Below are 15836 nucleotides of genomic sequence, written 5' to 3'. Positions count from 1 at the left end.
ATCACCCGCGCTTTGCGATGAGCGCAACCCAGTCTTCCATGACCATCGTTTCTTCAATGATGAAGCCGGCAGAAGTGAGTGCGTCCACGACAAGGTCCTTTTTTTGCCGGATAATTCCGGAAGCAATAAAATGGCCGCCCGGTTTGACATGTCCGAATGCGTCTTCAGCAAAACGGGCGATCACTTCAGCAAGAATATTGGCCACCATCACATCGGCTTGTTCGTTTACGCCCTTCAACAGATCATTTTGTTTGACGGTTACCCGGTTTTGGACTTTATTGAGTTTCACATTGAGCGTAGCCGCCCGAACCGCCACCTCGTCCAGATCAAGTGCAAGCACCCGCTCTGCTCCAAGCATGGCGCTGGCAATGCTTAACACGCCGGAACCGGTGCCGACATCCATCACCGAGTCGCCCGGTTTTACCGTTCGTTCCAATGCCTGAATGCACATGACCGTGGTCGGATGGGTGCCGGTGCCGAACGCCATGCCGGGGTCCAGTTCAATGATCAGCTCATCGCTTGATACCGGCTCATAATTTTCCCACGTCGGCACAATCGTAAATTTTTCGGATATTTTCACGGGATTGTAGTATTTTTTCCATGCCGTTGCCCATTCTTCTTCATGCACTTCGCTGATCGTCACCTTGTTCGGGCCGATATCAATATCAAAAGTGGTCAGATTGGTAATCGCCTGTTTAATTTCCTCGACAGTTTCACCTAAAAAGCTGTTCACAGGCAGATAGGCTTTAATGATGACCCCTTCTTCCGGAAAATCGTCCGGATCCAGTTCATAAATTTCACCGTACTGGTCGTCGTGCTCTTTCAGCAGCTCATCCGAGTCCTCGATCACAATCCCGCCGGCGCCCGCTTCATATAAAATATTCGAAATCGGCTCCACCGCTTCATTCGTGGTGTGAATCATAATTTCCGACCATTTCATGAACGCCTCACTCCATTCCTGTTTAGTCCCCTTTAAATGCCCGTTTCATTTTGTCAAAAAAATTGCTGCTTTGTTCATCCGGGACCTCTCCGCTCACTTCGGCGAATTCACGCAATAGTTGTTTTTGCCGTTCGGTGAGCTTCGTCGGGGTGACAATTCTCGTGATGACATGCTGGTCGCCGGTGCCGTGCCCATGGACGTTTGGCACGCCTTTCCCGCGCAGCCTGAATTTCGTGCCGGATTGTGTGCCGGCCGGAATTTTTAATTTAACTTTCCCGTGCAACGTCGGCACTTCGATTTCGTCGCCTAAAGCAGCCTGGGTAAAAGCAATCGGGATTTCGCAGTAGATGTCATCGCCGTCCCGTTCGAACAGTTCATGCGGCCGGACATGGAAAATAATGTACAGGTCGCCGGCCGGTCCGCCGTTTATGCCCGGTTCACCCTGGCCTGCAACGCGGAGCTGCTGCCCGTCATCGATGCCGGCCGGAATTTTGACATGAATTTTGCGGCGCTTTTTCACTCTTCCGGTACCACCGCAAGTTTTGCATTTGTCTGTAATGATCTTGCCTGTACCGCCGCAGTAATGGCATACCCTGCGGTTTACAATCCGACCGAATGGTGTCGATTGCTCGGTATTGAGCTGGCCGGTTCCGTGACAGTGCGGGCATTCTTTCGGATGCGTTCCCGGTTTTGCCCCGGTTCCGTGGCAGGTGTCACAAGTTTCCTCGCGCGGAATCCGGATGTCCGTCTCTTTCCCGAACACCGCTTCCTCAAATTCAAGCGTCATCGTATATTGCAAATCAGCCCCCTGCCTTGGCGCATTCGGGTCATTTCTTCTGCCACCGCCAAAGAAAGTGCTGAAAATATCTTCAAAACCGAAACTGTCAAAATCCGAGCTGCTGAATCCGCCAAAACCGTTTCCGCCCCCGAAGCCCTGGTTCGGCCCTGCATGCCCAAACTGGTCATATTGAGCGCGTTTCTGGTCATCGCTCAACACTTCGTACGCTTCCTGGATTTCCTTGAATTTTTCTGCAGCATCAGGCGCTTTGTTAATATCCGGGTGGTATTTTTTGGAAAGCTTGCGGTACGCTTTTTTTATCTCGTCTTTCGATGCATCTTTCGCGACGCCCAACACTTCATAGTAATCCCGTTTACTCATTTCTTCTCACTCCCGAAACGTTCACATAAAGGTAATTGTAGCATTCGCATAAGAAAAAAGTCAAAGCCGAGAATAGACCAGACTTTGACTTTTTTCCTGACTCATTGAAAAATGGCCATATTGTTTTATCGTTATTTTTTATTATCATCGACTTCTTCAAAATCAGCGTCGACAACATTGTCATCTTTTTTTCCGTCTCCCCCGGCATCCGTGTTTTGCTGCTGTTGTGCCGCCTGCTGATACAGCTTGACGGACAAGTCTTGGACGATTTCCTGCAGCGCATCTTTTTTCTGCCTGATTTCATTGAGATCGTTCTTCTCAATGGCCGCTTTTAATTCGTCTTTTGCTTTTTCGGCTTTGGAAATTTCAGATGCGTCCACTTTTCCTTCCAGTTCTTTCAATGTTTTTTCAGCAGTGAATACAAGCTGGTCGGCTTCATTGCGGAGTTCCGCTTCTTCTTTGCGCTTCTTGTCTTTTTCTGCGTTCGCTTCCGCTTCTTTTACCATCCGTTCGATTTCTTCATCGGACAAAGTGGTGGACGATTTGATCGTAATCTTTTGCTGTTTGCCAGTGCCAAGGTCTTTTGCGCTGACATTGACAATCCCGTTTTTATCAATATCAAACGTAACTTCGATTTGCGGAATGCCGCGCGGTGCCGGCGGAATATCGGTCAATTGGAAACGGCCGAGCGTTTTGTTGTCGGCAGCCATCGGGCGTTCGCCCTGCAGGACATGAATGTCAACGGCTGTCTGGTTATCCGCTGCAGTTGAAAAGATTTGCGATTTTGAAGTCGGGATCGTTGTGTTGCGCTCAATCAATTTCGTGAACACGCCGCCCATTGTTTCAATTCCGAGCGACAGCGGCGTAACGTCGAGAAGCACGACGTCTTTCACATCCCCGGTCAATACGCCGCCTTGGATTGCGGCACCCATCGCCACGACTTCATCCGGGTTGACACCCTTATGCGGTTCTTTCCCGATTTCTTTGCGGATCGCTTCCTGAACGGCCGGAATCCGGGTTGAGCCACCGACTAAGATGACTTTATCGATGTCATTCGCCGTGAGCCCTGCATCCTGCAACGCCTGGCGTGTCGGGCCCATTGTCCGTTCAACAAGGTCTGCCGTCAGTTCGTCGAATTTCGCACGGGTTAACGTCATTTCCAGGTGGAGCGGGCCTGATTCCCCTGCTGTAATAAACGGCAGCGAGATTTGGGTGGAAGTGACCCCTGACAAATCTTTTTTCGCTTTTTCAGCCGCATCTTTTAAACGCTGGAGCGCCATTTTGTCTTTCGACAGGTCGATGCCGTGTTCTTTCTTAAATTCACTGACAAGGTAATCGATGATGGCCTGGTCGAAGTCGTCGCCGCCGAGATGGTTGTCACCGGCTGTCGCGTGCACTTCAAAGACGCCGTCGCCGAGTTCAAGGATGGAGACGTCAAATGTACCACCGCCAAGGTCAAATACAAGGATGGTCTGGTCTTCATCCGTTTTATCAAGGCCGTATGCCAGCGCTGCGGCAGTCGGTTCGTTGATAATCCGTTCGACTTCAAGCCCGGCAATTTTCCCGGCGTCTTTCGTTGCTTGGCGCTGGGCATCATTGAAATAAGCAGGGACCGTAATGACCGCTTTTTCGACTTTTTCGCCCAGATAATCTTCCGCATACGATTTCAAGTATTGCAGAATCATGGCGGAAATTTCCTGTGGCGTATATTCTTTTCCTTCCGCCGTGACTTTGTGTGTCGTGCCCATATGGCGTTTGATCGAGATAATCGTATTCGGATTTGTGATCGCCTGGCGTTTGGCGACTTCCCCTACCTGGCGTTCCCCGTTTTTAAAAGCGACAACAGACGGTGTTGTCCTGCCTCCTTCCGGGTTCGGAATGACTTTCGGTTCGCCGCCTTCCAAAACTGCGACACATGAGTTCGTCGTACCTAAGTCAATGCCGATAATTTTGCTCATGATAATGCCTCCCTTAAAAATTATGTAAAGCGCGTTACTCGTTCACTTTCACCATGGACGGGCGGATCACCCTGTCTTTTAACATGTACCCTTTTTGGAATTCCTCGATCACAACATTGGACGCAGTGCCTTCTTCCTGCCCCTGCATGATCGCCTGGTGATAGTGCGGGTCGAATTCTTTCCCGAGTGCTTCAATCGGTTCTGCGCCTTCTTTTTTCAGCGCCTCCAAAATGCTGCGGTAGACCATTTCCATCCCGTCCAGCAACTGGGCCGTATGTTCATTTTTTTCAGCCATGGACAGCGCGCGTTCAAAATTGTCAAGCGCCGGCAGCAGGTTCACAATCAGATCCTGTGCCCTGTATTTCTCGGCTGCTTCGCGGTCCAGATTTACGCGGCGCCTGTAATTGTCAAAATCTGCGCGCAGGCGGAGATAACGGTTTTCAGCCTGATCGAGCTCATTCCGCAATTTCTCAATCTCCTCTTTTGCTTTATTCAGTTCTTCAGCGGCATTTTCGGTTTCAGGCTTCTCCGCCTTTTCCGCTCCATTACCTTCGCCCTCTGGCGGCGCCTGCTGATTTTCCGTATCTTTTTCTTCCGCAAAAACGGATTCAATTTGTCCTTCTTTCACTTCATCCGAAGCCCGTTTTTGTTCGTCTTTCACTTCTTCTGAAGCACGTTTGTTTTGTTCGTCTGCCATGAGCGTTCACCCCCTTTAAAATGAGACGGGCATAAAAAAGTCCAGTAAGAAAGGACTTAAAGCATGTGCTTTTGCGCTTTAAGCCTCCCTACCCAATATGCCCGTATTGCCTATCCGTCATACAGTTTCGTCAAGGCGTTGGTCATATCATTACTCAAGAAATCCACTATGCTGATGACGCGTGAATATTCCATGCGCGTAGGGCCCAAAATTGCAATTTTGCCGACCGGCTGGTTACCGATCGAATAGGTGGCTGTAATCATGCTGCAATCTGCCATCTCGGAAATCTGGTTTTCTTTCCCGATTTTTACGTGAATGCCGCTCGGCACGCGTTTGACCAGGTCATAAAAACTGTCTTCCCGTTCTATCATATCAAGAAGGGGACGGACTTTCTCAAGGTCATGGAACTCCGGCTGGTTCAAAATATTGGCTTTCCCGCCGACAAAAATTTTATCATGCCGGTTTTCGTTGAACATGCTGATTACGGTCTTCAGGATCGATTCATAGTTTTCAGTATGGCTGCGCAAAATGTCAGCGACTTCTTTATATATTTTATCCCTTAAATCCGGAATCGGCACATTGGCCAGCCGCTCGTTAAAAATATTGACCATTTTTTCAAGTTCGCCCGGGCGGAATCCTTCCGGCAGCGAAATCGTCTTGTTCTCCACGCGGCCGGTATCGGTAATCATAATGGCAACCGCCGTTTTTTCATTCAGCGGGACGATCTGCATATTTTTCAGTTTCGTATCTTTGACTTCCGGGCCAAGCAGAATCGCCGTGTAGTTCGTCATTTCGGAAAGGATTTGGGCAGACTTTTTCACAAGCTCTTCCATTTCGTCTATTTTTTCGGCAAAAATCGAATGAAGCTGCGATATGTCTGCCGGTCCCAGTTTTTGTGGCGACAGAAGATGATCGACGTAATAACGGTACCCTTTTTCAGAAGGTACCCTGCCGGATGACGTATGTGTTTTTTCAATAAACCCAAGTTCCTCAAGATCTGCCATTTCATTCCGGATCGTAGCGGAACTGAAGGAAATGCCGTTTTTCTTGGAAAGCGTCCTGGAACCTACCGGCTGGGCGGAACGAATAAAGTCATCAATGATCACTTGCAAAATCAACAGCTGACGATCAGTTAACAACTTCCATCACCCCTGTTAGCACTCCATATAAACGAGTGCTAATTTATATAAATAAATTAACAAAATCCCCTGTTGTTGTCAATATATTTACTTTGCCCGTCAACTGAGGAGAAAAGCTTCAAAGACTTCATTGCCGAGAAAACGCCCTTCCCTTGTCAGCCGGAGAAAACCGCCCTTTTCTTCAAGAAGCCCGCGTTCTGTCATTTCTTTGATCGCGCCTGCAAAAACCTCCTTCATATCCGCCCCGAATTTTTCACGGAAATGGCGGAAACGGACGCCTTCGTTTTTTCTGAGCCCGAGAAACATTTCTTCTTCCATTTTTTCTTTTTTTGTCTCTGTATGTTTTTCCATGACAGGGAGGCACCCGTCCCGAAGCATGCCGATATATTTCTTCAATGCGCCGTAATTGGACAGACGGACACCCTTTTCATACCCATGTGCGCCGGCGCCGAAACCGAAATATTCTTCATTGTTCCAATAGACGAGATTGTGGCGGCTTTCATAGCCGGGTTTGGCAAAATTGCTGATCTCATACTGTTTCAAGCCGTGCTTTTCCATCTCGTCCATTAACATGCTGTACATATCCGCTTCCGCATCTTGTGACGGCAGGCGGAGTTTTCCTTTCCGCATCAGATTGTAAAAAATCGTCTTTGGCTCAATGATCAGCGAATAACTTGAATAATGCGGCAGCCCCATCGACAAGGCTTCGCCAAGCGTTTCACGGAAATCTTCAAGCGTCTGCCCAGGAAGCGCGAACATCAAATCCATGCTGATATTGGAAAAGCCGATCTTTCTCGCATGACTGATCGTCCGGTGCACATCTTCCCGGCGGTGGGTCCGCCCGATTTTCTCGAGCAGCCGGTCATTGAACGACTGGACGCCGAAACTCAGCCGGTTGACACCGTAATCATGCAGAAGGCGCAGCTTTTCTTCGGACGTTTCCCCAGGGTTGGCTTCAAACGTAAACTCCCCGTCCCCGTCATAAGGCAGAATCGTGCGGATGCCGGCAAGCAGTTTTTCAAGCTGCCGCTCATTCAGCGCGGTCGGGGTGCCGCCCCCGACAAAGACCGTGCTCAGCTTTTCACAAGGGGATTCAGCCGTTTTGATCCGCATTTCTTCCAGCAGCATCTCAATGTATTCATCCACCGGCTGGCCTTTTAATAAAAATTTATTGAAATCGCAGTAATAGCAAATATGTTCGCAAAATGGAACATGGATATATGCGGCTTTCATTCCATCACAACCTTATTTGTTTTCATCACGGGCATGTCCCGGGGAAAAGGAGCGCGCGGACAGCCGCCAATCCGCTCCCTGCCCGCCCCGGTTATTTTTTCGGGGTATCGTCCATCTTCAGCACAGCCATAAACGCTTCCTGCGGGATTTCAACAGAACCGACCTGCTTCATCCTTTTCTTGCCCTCTTTTTGCTTTTCAAGCAGTTTCCGTTTCCGGGAAATGTCCCCGCCGTAACATTTTGAAAGCACGTTTTTGCGCAATGCTTTAATATTGGAACGCGCAATAATTTTCTGGCCGACTGCCGCCTGTACAGGCACTTCAAACTGCTGGCGCGGGATGAGTTCTTTTAATCTTTCGACAATCGTCTTGCCGCGTTCGTACGCAAAGTCGCGGTGGACGATGAAACTGAGGGCGTCCACTTTTTCCCCGTTTAATAAAATATCCATTTTTACGAGATTGGACTGTTTGTAGCCGATCAATTCGTAATCAAAAGAAGCATACCCTTTTGTGCTTGATTTCAGCTGGTCAAAAAAGTCGTATACAATCTCGGAGAGCGGGATTTCATAAATGACATTAACGCGGATATCATCGAGGTACTGCATATCGATAAAATCGCCGCGCTTTGCCTGGGCAATTTCCATCACTGCGCCGACATAATCGTTCGGGACCATAATGGACGCGCGCACGTACGGCTCTTCGATATATTCGATTTTCTGCGGTTCCGGCAAATTCGCCGGGTTATCAACCGTCACTTCACTGCCGTCCGTCAGTTTGGCTTTATAAATGACGCTTGGCGCGGTGGTAATGAGATCAATGTTGAATTCGCGTTCCAGCCGCTCCTGGATGATTTCCATATGCAGGAGCCCGAGAAAACCGCAACGGAAACCGAAACCGAGCGCCTGCGACGTTTCCGGCTCATATTGCAGCGACGAATCATTTAACTCCAGCTTTTCAAGGGCATCCCGCAAATCATTGAATTTCGCGCTGTCTACCGGATACAGGCCGCAGTAAACCATCGGATTCATCCGCCGGTAACCGGGAAGCGCTTCTTTTGCAGGGTTTTCGGCGCCCGTAATCGTATCGCCGACGCGCGTGTCTTTTACATTTTTAATTGATGCCGTTAGAAACCCGACATCACCGACGGTTAATTCGTCTATGTACAACGGTTTCGGGGTGCTTACGCCGAGCGCTGTCACTTCAAATTCCTTGCCGGTTGACATCATTTTAATCTTATCCCCGACTTTGACGGAGCCTTCCATTACACGGATATAGGCAATGACGCCGCGGTACGGATCATACAGCGAGTCAAAAATAAGCGCCTTCAGCGGGGCGTCCGGATCTCCTTCAGGCGCCGGCACTTTTTCGACAACCTGTTCAAGAATATCTTCAATCCCAATCCCGGCTTTAGCGGAAGCAAGAACGGCCTCCGACGCATCAAGGCCGATCACATCCTCTATTTCCTGCTGGACGCGTTCCGGATCGGCGGAAGGCAGGTCAATTTTATTGATGACCGGGATAATTTCAAGATTGTTATCCAGCGCAAGATAAACATTTGCAAGCGTCTGCGCCTCCACCCCCTGCGCGGCATCGACGACGAGTACCGCCCCTTCACAGGCGGCAAGGCTGCGTGACACTTCATATGTAAAGTCTACATGTCCCGGAGTATCAATCAAATGGAGAATGTATTCTTCCCCGTCATTTGCTTTATAGTTCAGCCGGACGGCATTTAATTTAATCGTAATTCCGCGTTCCCGTTCCAGTTCCATCGAATCGAGGAGCTGGTCCTTCATTTCGCGCTTGCTCAGCGCGTGGGTCTTTTCCAGAATGCGGTCGGCCAAAGTCGACTTGCCATGGTCGATATGGGCAATAATGGAAAAGTTGCGGATCCTCCTCTGCCTGTCTAATTTTTCTTCACGGTTCATCATTTACCTTCACTCCTGTATTCGGCACATGTACACTATTTCTGATTATATCAGCAGGAAAGCGCGACTTCAACGAAAAATGATCAGCCGCGCATCGCCAAAAAAAGAACCGCCTGTCAAGACGGCTAACGGTTTCCTGATTGCCCGCTCCCGGCGCCGTTTACACTGTCCGCCTGCCAGTAATACCCGGCGAACACATCGGCAAAAACATCCATTGTCCGGTACATTTCTTCAAAAGTATTATCCACACCGCCGACTTCAATTAAAAAAGCATTTCCCGATAAGTCCTGGTTGAATTTTCCGTTGGTCGACGCCCCTTTTTTCAAAATGACCCCCCTTGACAGATTTTTATACTTCTTTTTGATCAAGTTGTGCAAATCCTCAGCCAGCTTTGCATTCTTTTCCCAGTTCGGGTTTTCCCCGCCGATTACAAAAGCGATTTTCGCATACGATTTTCCATTAATGGTAACGGTCGTATCTTTTTTTCTTCTCGAATCGCGGTGGATATCAATAAAATATTGAAGGTCGCGGTCGTTTCTCATCGCCGATTCGACGACGGTGCGCGATCCCTGGTAAGACTGGTAATACTGCATATGGTTTTTCTCAAGCAGCTTTAAAACATCGGTCGTATTTGCCTCTGCGCCAATTCCCTTGTCCTCGAGATCTTCAGCGAGCCTCTCCCCGACTTTTGTTACGTTGATCTTCGAATGCTGGGCAAGGTCGGGATTCGTGACGCCTTTTAAATACGGCAGATAGGACTCATGTGTATGGGTAAAATAAATCAACACCCGTTTCTTGCCGCCCGTTGTCCGCCCGGGCCGCCGTTTTGCATCGTCCGGACCGCCTTTTTCCTCGATTTTTTCCGTATTTTGTGTGGCCGGGTCTTTCGCTTGCAAGGCGCTGTCAGGCGGGACGGATTCAATCGGCATATTGGTATAGTCAGCGCCGTCTCCGGCAACAAGTATTTTGCTGTCAAAGATTTCAAATCCTGGCAGTTCACGCCCGAGAAAGCTGCGCGGATCTTCAAAGCGGATGTTGGTGAGCATTTCAAAAACAAGATTGCCGACCGGCCGCTCGTCCGTATCCGGAAAATGGTGCACAAGCAGCTGGCTGTCCGACAGCAGGTACTTGTACAATGTTTTGCTTGAAAGATGCTTTGCGGCTTCATTGACAGCTGAAGAGGAAACCCGGTAACCCGGCTTCAAAGACGTCAGCGTGCCAATTAAGATGACAACAAGCACAAGGGACAGGATGATTATAGAGATTAGGCGTATCACACTGGTCAGATTCAATATAAAAAAATGGCTGGAATGCCTGCCGCTTTTCATCGTCCCACCCTTTCCAATCGATTCTATTACATTCTATGAATCTCATGGAAGAATAGAACACCGAAAAGAAGAGGCACCCCCGGGTTATGGCGGAGCGCCTGCAACTTATCTCGTCTTAAAGCCGGTATTTTCCTGGTTCACATGGGGGTGGAGCGCCGCATTTAGCCCGCTCGCCAGAAGATTTGCCATATCTTCCATAAAAATGTCCACTTCTTTTGGCGTCACCATTAAGTTATGGCCGAGCGGCGCGAGCACTTCGTGAATCAGTTTCCGCTTTTCCTGTTCATCCAGATTGCCGACAATTCCCATAAACATTTTCCGTGCTTCACTTCCCGGCAGATCTTCTTCCGTTAGCCTCCGCTTTTCCCCGAACGAAAGCCCTGCCGGTGCAAGCGCCCGTGAAGGCCGGCCTGATTCTTTCATTTCTTTGCCAAAATGTTTTAAAAGAAAATCGATCGCGTCGCTCGTAATCGTCACGGCGTCCACCACTGTCGGAACGCCGATCGCAATTACCGGCACACCGAGCGTTTCTTTCGACAATTCTTTCCGCTTGTTGCCGACACCGGATCCCGGTTGAATGCCTGTATCCGAGATCTGGATCGTGGCATTCACCCTTTCCAGCGAACGGGATGCGAGTGCATCGACGACAATAATAAAATCCGGTTTCGATTTTTCACTGACGCCGAATATAATATCGCTCGTTTCGATTCCGGTCAGCCCCATAACCCCCGGGGCAAGCGCACTCACCGGCCTGTAGCGCGATTCAACATTTTCCGGCTCGATTTTAAACAGATGGCGGGTGACGAGCACTTTTTCGCAAACAAGCGGGCCGAGCGCATCAGGCGTCACATTCCAGTTGCCGAGCCCGACAACAAGGCAGCTCGCTTCCTCTCCAATATTTATATGCTTCAAATATTGGTTAAACTCATCCGCGAACACTTCTTCCACCTTTTGCTGGATGTCCATATCCCCGCTGCGGATGCCCTGCATTTCAATCGTCAAATAATTCCCGGCCTTTTTTCCGATGACTTTTTCCCCTTTTTTGGAAATTTGAACCGTCGTCACCTTTATATCGTTTACGGTCCGTTCTTCCACCGTTACGCCTTCCAGTTCTTCGCTTTCCCGGTTCTTCACTTTCTCTTCCACTGCAAGATCACGCGCTTCAATCGCTAAATCTGTGCGGACGGAATAAACACTGAGATCCATTTGTTCTTCTTCCTCCTTTTGGCCGTTTCCTTTATCCTTGTTTTTCCCCATTCCAGCCAGACCATTCGTTTTGTGCAAATTCCGGCTGTATGTATTGCAATCTTGTCTTCCATTTGTTACAATATCATTTGTTCTAAAGTGAAAGTGGACGAGCCAAACTAAGTTTGCTCGTAGGAGGTGAAACGGGTGCCAAACATTAAATCTGCGATTAAACGCGTAAAAGTGAACGAAAAAAACTATGCTCAAAATACAGCGGCAAAATCCGCCATGCGCACGGCAGTGAAAAAGTTTGAAGCGGCGGTTGAAAACAACGACGAAAACGCAAAAGCACTTTTAGTCGATGCGGTGAAACGCCTTGATAAAGCTGCATCTAAAGGCCTTATCCATAAAAATGCGGCAAGCCGCCAAAAATCACGCCTGATGAAAAAATTATCCGAACAGGCGTAACGCACCAAAATAAAAAAGACGCGCAATCCGCGTCTTTTTTATTTTGCCTTCATTTCATGCAGTTGAAACAAAAACATTTCAATGATCATTTCTTTTTTCAGCCCGCCCGATTTCATCTGGTAGTCGCTATCGGCAAGCAGCGCCATGATCCGGTTCAGTTCATCCGCGGAAAAAAGCCCCGCCTGCCCCGCCGCCAGTTTTACTCTGTATGGATGCACTTTTAAATAAGACGCGATTTGCTGCTGGCCATAGCCGCGCCTTGCCAACTCTTTCGTCTGGTAGATGAGCCGGAACTGGCCGGCAAGGAGCGCCAATATTTTAATCGGCTCTTCATTGAGCTTTAAAAGGTCATAATAGATCCGGAGCGCCTCATCAATGCGGCGGTGAACCACTTTTTCGACAAGTTCAAATACATTTTGCTCAAGCGACCGTGCCGTCAGCAATTCCACCATTCCATCTGTAATTTCATTACCGCTTCCGGCATACAGGGCCAGCTTGTTTATTTCATGATCGAGCGCAATCATATTGGTTCCGGCAAGCGAAATCAAGTGTTCCGCAGCCTTCCTGTCAATCCGGCAGCCTTCTTCAGCGGCGCGGGAAACAAGCCACCCTTCAAGCTCCCTTTCATTTAATTTTTTTGCCTGGAAAGTTGCGGCCTGCTTTTTGATCAATTTCACCAGTTTTTTCCGTTCATCCAGTTTTTCATAAGGCGCAACCAGCACAAAAACCGTGTAAGGGGCGGGAGATTTCACGTATGCTTCCAGCTTGTCCAGCTGGTGTTCCACTTTCTGTTTTTGCTTTTCAGCAGTCAAAAAAAACGGATGGTGCGCAATCACGAGCCGTCTCTCCCCCATAAAAGGGAATGTCTCCGCATCTTCGACCGCTGTCTCGACCGGCACTTCCTCCAGGTCATACGAAGCATAATTAAAATCTGCCTCTTCCGGAGTGAGCGCATGATCCAGCAACTTTTGTTTCGTTTTTTGAATGAAATAATCTTCTGCGCCGTACAATAAATAAAGCGGGGAAAATTGCCCGCGTTCAATCTTTTTCCATAATTCATCCATTCTGTTCCGCTCCCAAACCTTTCTTACTCCCTATGTTAAGAGAACGGGCGCATGGTTGCAAGTAGAAAACAAATGGAAAAGGGGATCCGTAAAATCCCCTTTATCTATATAAACGTTAACGGAACAGTCCCGGGAAGCTTTTCCGTTAACGGTGGACCCGTACCCTTATTGTCACACGCAGCCGGATATCTATGAATGACAACTCCATCCAAAACGGTGGAAATCGTTCTGAAATTATTATATAATCAAAAAACAGGGAGGGATTTGGATGAATGAATTCGAGCAGGATGTCCAGTCAAAAACGAACGATGTTGCCGATGCCGGAGCAGGTTTTCTGATCTCTTTTTTGTTTTTTGCGCTGATATTTATCATTGCCACCGCAGCAGACATCATTGGCAGATAGCCCCGCTCCGGGCAGTGCCGAAGCCATTCCGGACGGTTCCTTAATTAATGTATATTATGGGAGGACGGTAGAAAAGGTTCCCTTTTCTTTGAAAAAGCGGTATTGCACCGCCCCGTCCTCATCCGTCCGGAATATGAATACCCCGTTTTCGCTGAGCCGTTTGACCACTTCCGGAGATGGATGCCCGAAACGGTTATGCTTTCCGACAGAAATGACGGCGATCCGCGGATGATACTTTTGGATGAGCGTTTCGCTTGTCGAAGTTTTGCTGCCGTGATGCCCGGCTTTTAGTACGTCAATGTGGATATCCGGATAAGCCGCCACGAGTTTTTCTTCTCCTTCCTGCTCAAGGTCTCCGGTAAACAGCCACGTCTTTCCCCCTGTTTTCGCATAAAGGACAAGCGAGTCATTATTCCCCTCATACGTTTCGTCAAACGGCGAAAGATATTGAAATACGCCCGATTTGTTTTGCCATCCGTTCCCACTTTTCATTTCATATACCGGGATTTTTTTCTGTCGGGCACAAGCGAGCACCTTCTGCATCAGCGGTTTTTCCCATGAATGGGGCGAGATATCGATTTCTTTGACGCGGAGAGACGTGATCACCGCCGTTGCGCCGCCAATATGGTCCTCGTCGCTGTGCGTTAAAATCAGCTTATCAATCGTTGTAATCCCCTGGCTTTTTAGAAATGGCACCACAATATCTTTGCCGGTTTCAAACGGATGCTCCCTTTTTTTCCATGCCGGTTCCGGAAACTGGACGGTCCCTCCTGTGTCAATCAAATACGTCCCCCTTGAAAGCGGCAGCCGGATTAAAATACTATCCCCCTGCCCGACGTCAATAAAGGTGATTTTACCGAAAAGCGGATATCTGTTTGCCGCAAGGAGGAGCAAAAGCACAGAAAAAAGTGGCAGGACAGCCCGGATCGTTTTCTTGCCGTTTTCCATCGCCACCAAACCATAAAATCCCGCACCTGTCATCAGGATCAATCCCCAGTATGGCGGCCTCCCGGTAACGAGCGTGGACCAGCGGCCGTCGAACGCTTCCCCCGTTTTTTCCGACAGCGTTACAAGCCCGTCAAAACACGTGGCAAAGATGGAAAACAGCGGCGGCGCCCATTCTGAAACAAAGGCAAGCGCAGCAAGCGGGAGCAAAACATACGTATAAAGCGGCACATAAAAAAGATTGGCAACAAGCCCCGCAATAGAAAACGCGTAAAATGAATAAGAAAGGATGGGGAGGGCCGCAAGCTGGGAAATGAACGAGATTGCGAGCCCTTTTTGCAACGGGCCCCGGAACCGCTCTAAAAGAGGCCCTGAAAGAAGCAGTGCGGCGCAAACGGCAAAAGAGAGCTGGAATCCGATATTATACACGATATTTGCATTTTTTAACCCATACAAAATGAAACAGATGGACAAAGCATCGAGCGGCCCGATTGGCAGTTTTTTTTGCCCAGCCAGCACAAGCAGCATCGTCATCGCCGCCGACCGGACAACTGGCGGGTTCATGCCGCATAATACCGCATAAACCGGCATCACCCCCAGTAAACAAACGGCGGCACGTTCCCTTGTCATCCCGAGCCGGATGAACAAATAGTAGCAAAACCCGGCAACGAGCTGCACGTGAAGCCCGGAAATGGCAAGCAGATGGACGACGCCAAGCCGCTGGTACAGCTGGTAAACATCGTCATCAAAGTCTGTTTGCTCGCCAAATAAAAGCGCTTCTGCATACGGTACGGATTTTTCCGGAAATGTTTTTTGAATTTGAAGCAGGAAGTGGTGGCGGATTTTTTTCAAGAAACCGAGCAGATGCTGTGGCGGGCTGTTGCACGCGGAAAGCCGGTCCGCTTTTAAAATCCAGCGGATATGCTGATGAGCCAAATAGGTGCGGTAGTTAAATGTAGACGGGTTGCGGTTTGGCTCAGGGGCTTCCAGTTCCCCTTGAGCCATGCAAACCGTTCCGGGGGATAAGGTTTGTTTCAAAGATTCCAGTTCTGCTTCGTTCCCAGCGTAATACGTTAACATAAACGTTTCTTTCCCGGTTTCCGCCTTTCCCTTGATCGCGTTCCCGTCGATACGCGGATAATCGCTGAAGCGGACGGGCATCCGGGCACTGCCGGCATGAAACTTTGTATCATACGCAACTGTCTGAAAGGTACCGCTCAAAAACCCCAACCCGTAAAAAACAGCGGACAAAAGGAGCAAAGGCCGGTTTCGGGCCAGGAAAATCCGGATCCAAACCAAATGGGCCGAAAGAACCAGAAGCAGCGGCGCGTGAAGGCCAATCAGGATGCCGCTTAACGTGGCGAGCGCGGCGAACAGCCAGTTGCCTTTCACA

The 15836-nt window shown here is 49.1% G+C and carries 13 protein-coding genes; 2 read left to right on the top strand and 11 right to left on the bottom strand.

Features of this window, described 5'->3' with window-relative positions:
* Nucleotide 1: 1 nt before the first annotated feature.
* From prmA to gpr, 9 genes are all read right to left on the bottom strand, one after another.
* Nucleotides 2–940, bottom strand: coding sequence for a 50S ribosomal protein L11 methyltransferase (prmA, locus tag ABR335_RS07715; RefSeq protein WP_014097972.1), 939 nt, complete (start codon nucleotides 938–940; stop codon nucleotides 2–4).
* A gap of 22 nt (nucleotides 941–962) precedes the next feature.
* Nucleotides 963–2099: a molecular chaperone DnaJ gene (gene dnaJ, locus ABR335_RS07710; RefSeq protein WP_014097971.1), complete on the bottom strand. Its 1137-nt coding sequence runs from the start codon at nucleotides 2097–2099 to the stop codon at nucleotides 963–965.
* Nucleotides 2100–2230: 131 nt separating this feature from the next.
* On the bottom strand, nucleotides 2231–4057 hold the full coding sequence (dnaK, locus tag ABR335_RS07705; RefSeq protein WP_014097970.1) for a molecular chaperone DnaK: 1827 nt from the start codon (nucleotides 4055–4057) through the stop codon (nucleotides 2231–2233).
* 34 nt (nucleotides 4058–4091) lie between these two features.
* Entirely contained in the window at nucleotides 4092–4754 is a 663-nt protein-coding gene (grpE, locus tag ABR335_RS07700) for a nucleotide exchange factor GrpE (RefSeq protein ID WP_017550562.1), read from the bottom strand.
* A gap of 110 nt (nucleotides 4755–4864) precedes the next feature.
* Complete coding sequence (hrcA, locus tag ABR335_RS07695) at nucleotides 4865–5893, bottom strand: heat-inducible transcriptional repressor HrcA (RefSeq protein WP_014097968.1); 1029 nt, start codon at nucleotides 5891–5893, stop codon at nucleotides 4865–4867.
* A 99-nt stretch (nucleotides 5894–5992) separates the two neighbouring features.
* Nucleotides 5993–7126, bottom strand: coding sequence for a radical SAM family heme chaperone HemW (hemW, locus tag ABR335_RS07690; RefSeq protein ID WP_118498193.1), 1134 nt, complete (start codon nucleotides 7124–7126; stop codon nucleotides 5993–5995).
* Nucleotides 7127–7217: 91 nt separating this feature from the next.
* Nucleotides 7218–9050 (bottom strand): translation elongation factor 4, encoded by a 1833-nt coding sequence (gene lepA, locus ABR335_RS07685; protein ID WP_371729402.1) that lies wholly within the window; start codon nucleotides 9048–9050, stop codon nucleotides 7218–7220.
* Between the two features lie 125 nt (nucleotides 9051–9175).
* The gene (locus tag ABR335_RS07680) at nucleotides 9176–10378 is read right to left on the bottom strand and encodes a stage II sporulation protein P (RefSeq protein ID WP_350346693.1); all 1203 of its coding nucleotides are present in this window, start codon (nucleotides 10376–10378) and stop codon (nucleotides 9176–9178) included.
* Nucleotides 10379–10483: 105 nt separating this feature from the next.
* On the bottom strand, nucleotides 10484–11635 hold the full coding sequence (gene gpr, locus ABR335_RS07675; RefSeq protein ID WP_350346692.1) for a GPR endopeptidase: 1152 nt from the start codon (nucleotides 11633–11635) through the stop codon (nucleotides 10484–10486).
* A gap of 135 nt (nucleotides 11636–11770) precedes the next feature.
* Here gpr and rpsT point away from each other — a divergent pair, with 135 nt between their 5' ends.
* On the top strand, nucleotides 11771–12031 hold the full coding sequence (rpsT, locus tag ABR335_RS07670; RefSeq protein ID WP_017550564.1) for a 30S ribosomal protein S20: 261 nt from the start codon (nucleotides 11771–11773) through the stop codon (nucleotides 12029–12031).
* Between the two features lie 38 nt (nucleotides 12032–12069).
* Here the strand turns inward: rpsT and holA are convergent, their stop codons facing one another.
* Nucleotides 12070–13095: a DNA polymerase III subunit delta gene (holA, locus tag ABR335_RS07665; RefSeq protein WP_014097962.1), complete on the bottom strand. Its 1026-nt coding sequence runs from the start codon at nucleotides 13093–13095 to the stop codon at nucleotides 12070–12072.
* A 268-nt stretch (nucleotides 13096–13363) separates the two neighbouring features.
* Between holA and ABR335_RS07660 the strand changes: the two genes are divergently transcribed.
* Nucleotides 13364–13498: a YqzM family protein gene (locus ABR335_RS07660; protein WP_014097961.1), complete on the top strand. Its 135-nt coding sequence runs from the start codon at nucleotides 13364–13366 to the stop codon at nucleotides 13496–13498.
* 54 nt (nucleotides 13499–13552) lie between these two features.
* On the opposite strand, the gene ABR335_RS07655 is transcribed toward ABR335_RS07660, so the two are convergent.
* On the bottom strand, nucleotides 13553–15835 hold the full coding sequence (locus ABR335_RS07655) for a DNA internalization-related competence protein ComEC/Rec2 (RefSeq protein ID WP_014097960.1): 2283 nt from the start codon (nucleotides 15833–15835) through the stop codon (nucleotides 13553–13555).
* Between the last annotated feature and the right edge of the window lies 1 nt (nucleotide 15836).

It is taken from the genome of Heyndrickxia faecalis, assembly GCF_040267745.1.
Classification (GTDB): domain Bacteria; phylum Bacillota; class Bacilli; order Bacillales; family Bacillaceae_C; genus Weizmannia; species Weizmannia faecalis.
The sequence above is the reverse complement of the archived record's forward strand: the minus strand, read 5'-3'. Positions and strand labels throughout refer to the sequence as shown.

What these genes read in the sequence shown, in the direction of transcription:
- prmA (WP_014097972.1), bottom strand. Translation starts at nt 940, where the DNA reads ATGAAATGGTCGGAAATTATGATTCACACCACGAATGAAGCGGTGGAG.
- dnaJ (WP_014097971.1), bottom strand. Translation starts at nt 2,099, where the DNA reads ATGAGTAAACGGGATTACTATGAAGTGTTGGGCGTCGCGAAAGATGCA.
- dnaK (WP_014097970.1), bottom strand. Translation starts at nt 4,057, where the DNA reads ATGAGCAAAATTATCGGCATTGACTTAGGTACGACGAACTCATGTGTC.
- grpE (WP_017550562.1), bottom strand. Translation starts at nt 4,754, where the DNA reads ATGGCAGACGAACAAAACAAACGTGCTTCAGAAGAAGTGAAAGACGAA.
- hemW (WP_118498193.1), bottom strand. Translation starts at nt 7,126, where the DNA reads ATGAAAGCCGCATATATCCATGTTCCATTTTGCGAACATATTTGCTAT.
- lepA (WP_371729402.1), bottom strand. Translation starts at nt 9,050, where the DNA reads ATGAACCGTGAAGAAAAATTAGACAGGCAGAGGAGGATCCGCAACTTT.
- ABR335_RS07680 (WP_350346693.1), bottom strand. Translation starts at nt 10,378, where the DNA reads ATGAAAAGCGGCAGGCATTCCAGCCATTTTTTTATATTGAATCTGACC.
- gpr (WP_350346692.1), bottom strand. Translation starts at nt 11,635, where the DNA reads ATGGGGAAAAACAAGGATAAAGGAAACGGCCAAAAGGAGGAAGAAGAA.
- holA (WP_014097962.1), bottom strand. Translation starts at nt 13,095, where the DNA reads ATGGATGAATTATGGAAAAAGATTGAACGCGGGCAATTTTCCCCGCTT.
- ABR335_RS07660 (WP_014097961.1), top strand. Translation starts at nt 13,364, where the DNA reads ATGAATGAATTCGAGCAGGATGTCCAGTCAAAAACGAACGATGTTGCC.